The sequence below is a fragment of the Bathymodiolus azoricus thioautotrophic gill symbiont genome, assembly GCF_001298715.1.
Lineage (GTDB): Bacteria > Pseudomonadota > Gammaproteobacteria > PS1 > Pseudothioglobaceae > Thiodubiliella.
Genome location: NZ_CDSC02000230.1, coordinates 1 through 3,353, shown reverse-complemented (window position 1 = coordinate 3,353; position 3,353 = coordinate 1). Strand labels below are relative to the sequence as shown.

General features: G+C 39.1%; 3 protein-coding genes. 1 reads left to right on the top strand and 2 read right to left on the bottom strand.

Features of this window, described 5'->3' with window-relative positions:
* Positions 1-71 precede the first annotated feature (71 nt).
* Together ubiG and BAZSYMA_RS04350 are read right to left on the bottom strand one after the other, a co-directional pair.
* The gene (ubiG, locus tag BAZSYMA_RS04355) at positions 72-770 is read right to left on the bottom strand and encodes a bifunctional 2-polyprenyl-6-hydroxyphenol methylase/3-demethylubiquinol 3-O-methyltransferase UbiG (protein ID WP_195910096.1); all 699 of its coding nucleotides are present in this window, start codon (positions 768-770) and stop codon (positions 72-74) included.
* Positions 767-1,216: a peroxiredoxin gene (locus tag BAZSYMA_RS04350; protein WP_090715992.1), complete on the bottom strand. Its 450-nt coding sequence runs from the start codon at positions 1,214-1,216 to the stop codon at positions 767-769. Before BAZSYMA_RS04350 ends, ubiG begins: the two co-directional genes overlap by 4 nt.
* Positions 1,217-1,260: 44 nt before the next feature.
* Between BAZSYMA_RS04350 and lepA the strand changes: the two genes are divergently transcribed.
* Positions 1,261-3,048, top strand: a complete 1,788-nt coding sequence (gene lepA, locus BAZSYMA_RS04345; RefSeq protein WP_090715989.1) for a translation elongation factor 4 — start codon at positions 1,261-1,263, stop codon at positions 3,046-3,048.
* Positions 3,049-3,353: the final 305 nt, after the last annotated feature.

The window sequence follows — 3,353 nt, the reverse complement described above, 5'->3', positions numbered from 1 at the left end:
TTTAGATAGAAGAACACCTATAGTGGCACTTATCAATAAAGAAGGAAAGCGATATTTTAAAATCCAGTTTTTTATTTTTGATAATGACATAGGTAATTCACACTCACATCGTCTTCTAATTTATAAGTTTTTGTAAACGGATTGTAAGTCATGCCAATCATACTTTTCAAGGTTAGTCCTGAGTGTCTTGCCCACTCATCCATTTCACTTGGTTTGATGAACTTGTCCCAGTCATGAGTGCCTTGTGGTAGGAGTTTAAGGATGTATTCTGCACCGACAATGGCAAATAAATAGGATTTGGTGTTACGGTTGATGGTTGAAAAGAAGGTTTGCCCGCTAGGTTTGACTAATTTGCTACAAGCTTTGATGATTGAGGATGGGTCAGGCACATGTTCTAGCATTTCTAGACAAGTTACAATATCAAATTTTTCGAGGTGTTGTTCGGCAAAGTCCTCCACAGGGATTTTTTGATAATCCACTTCTAAACCCGACTCAAGTAAGTGTAATTTGGCAACTTCTAAGCCTGCTTCTGCCATATCAATGCCGGTAACAATCGCACCTTCTAGGGCGAGGGATTCTGCTAAGATGCCACCACCACAGCCGACATCAAGGATTTTTTTGCCTTTCAGCGAGCCACCACATTTTTTTTTAATGTAGTTTAGGCGTAGTGGGTTGATATCATGCAGGGGTTTGAATTCAGAGTTTTTATCCCACCAACGCGATGCTAATGCGGCAAACTTATTAACTTCATCAATATCTACATTACTCATAATGCTTGCACTACTTGCAAAACTTCTTCCACATGGCCTTTGACTTTGACTTTATCCCACGCTTTAAGAATATTACCTTTGGTATCAATGATAAAGGTAGAGCGTACAATACCCATATATTCACGCCCCATGAATTGCTTTAGTTGCCAAACGCCAAACGCCTCACATAAATCTCCTTCCACATCAGCAATGAGCTCAAAGGGGAATGCTTGTTTGGACTTAAATTTTTCATGCTTGGTTAAATCGTCTTTTGAGACGCCGTAAATGATGGTGTTTGCATCTAAGAACGCTTGATGACTGTCTCTAAAGTCTTGCCCCTCAGTGGTGCATCCTGGTGTGGCATCTTTGGGGTAAAAATATAAAACGATATTGTGTCCTTGGGTATCAGGAATGCTAATTTCTAAATTGCTTGTGGCTTGGCAGGTAGTTGGTTGGACTTTATTCATAACGGTATAATTTCGGGTTTAAAAATTCCAATTTTAACATCTGTATGAAAAACATTCGTAATTTTTCAATTATTGCCCATATTGACCATGGAAAATCCACCATTGCCGATCGTTTTATTCAGTTTTGTGGCGGCTTGAGTGATAGAGAGATGTCCGCACAAGTATTAGACTCAATGGATATTGAAAAAGAACGGGGCATCACCATCAAAGCGCAAAGTGTGACACTGGATTATCATGCCAAAGATGGTGAAACTTATCAGCTAAATTTTATTGATACACCAGGACATGTGGATTTTTCTTATGAAGTTTCCCGTTCACTTTCTGCTTGTGAAGGCGCACTATTGATTGTTGATGCCTCGCAAGGGGTAGAAGCACAAACGGTGGCAAATTGCTATACCGCTATTGAGCAAGGCTTGGAAGTGGTAACAGTACTAAATAAAATTGACCTACCAGCGGCAGATCCTGAACGAGTGGTGGATGAAATTGAAGATGTGATCGGTGTTGAAGCACAAGACGCTGTTCACGCCAGTGCCAAATCTGGGATTGGTATTGAGGACATCTTAGAGCAAATTGTTGAAAGAATCCCTGCACCAAAAGGTGATGTGGAGGCAACAACTAAGGCATTGATTATCGACTCTTGGTTTGATAATTATTTAGGGGTTGTCTCTCTTATACGCGTTATGGATGGTGAGATTAAGCCAAAAGATAAGATTAAAATATTCTCAAATGGCGAAGAACATTTGGTGGATGAAGTCGGTGTATTTACGCCTAAGCGTGTCAAAACCGCAAGTTTAAAAGCAGGTGAAGTAGGTTTCTTAATTGCCAATATTAAAAACATTGACGGTGCACCAGTGGGCGACACGATTACCAGTGTTAAAAACCCAGTAACCGAGGCTTTAGAGGGCTTTAAACCAGTGCAGCCTCGTGTATTTGCGGGTTTGTTTCCCATCTCAGGCGAAGATTATGAAAAGTTTCGTGATGCTTTGTCCAAACTTAGACTCAATGATGCGGCATTACAATACGAACCTGAAAATTCTGACGCCTTAGGCTTTGGTTTTAGAATTGGTTTTTTGGGTTTGCTGCATATGGAAATCGTTCAAGAGCGCTTAGAACGAGAATATGATTTGGATTTAATCACCACCGCACCCACTGTGGTTTATGAGATTTTAGACACTAAGGGCAATACCATTCGAGTTGATAGCCCATCAAAAATGCCAGAAAATCAATTTATTGCTGAGTTTAGAGAGCCAATTATTACTGCAAATATTTTAGTAACAGATGAGTTTGTCGGTAATGTGATTAGTTTGTGTGTTTCGAAGCGAGGCGTGCAAAAGAGTCTAACTTATATGGGCAAGCAAGTACAAATGGTATATGAGTTACCACTTAATGAAGTGGTGCTTGATTTCTTTGATAGACTTAAATCGGTATCACGAGGTTTTGCCTCAATGGATTATCAGTTTGAGCGTTATCAAGTGGCTGATTTAATCCGTCTTGATATTCAGATTAATCAAGAATCGGTTGATGCTTTGGCACTCATTATTCACCGTGAAGATTCAGTGCGAAAGGGCATAGAAATTGCCGAGAAAATGAAAGAGCTGGTACCAAGACAAATGTTTGATGTCGCTATTCAAGCTTGTATTGGCGTCAAGGTTGTTGCCAGAACCAATGTTAAAGCCCTTAGAAAAAATGTAACTGCCAAGTGTTATGGTGGTGATGTCTCGCGTAAGCGTAAATTACTTGATAAGCAAAAGAAAGGCAAAAAACGCATGCGTAGCGTCGGCAGAGTGGATATTCCTCAAGAGGCATTTTTGGCGGTGTTGCATATTGATTGAGGTGTAATTTAAAATTCTATTGGAAAAATCGCATTAGACAACAATAAAGATTTCAATCAAGCCAAAAAAAATCAGTGCAACTGTCTGTCTACACTGATTTTTTAAAAACCCAAAGAGAAGGCGGTTTCTTAATAGATAAGATTAAGGATATAACCCAAACGCAATCCTGCTAAATATACTAAATTAATGGTAGTTTGTTGAACATTTTTTAAGTAATCATCGGTTAAAACAATGCTATCTTTAGGGTCTTTTGATTTAAAAATATCAGCATCTATAGCGGAAAATACATTGTTATTAAATTGCTG

Coding starts and splice junctions, on each gene's coding strand:
- ubiG (WP_195910096.1), bottom strand. CDS start 770: ATGAGTAATGTAGATATTGATGAAGTTAATAAGTTTGCCGCATTAGCA.
- BAZSYMA_RS04350 (WP_090715992.1), bottom strand. CDS start 1,216: ATGAATAAAGTCCAACCAACTACCTGCCAAGCCACAAGCAATTTAGAA.
- lepA (WP_090715989.1), top strand. CDS start 1,261: ATGAAAAACATTCGTAATTTTTCAATTATTGCCCATATTGACCATGGA.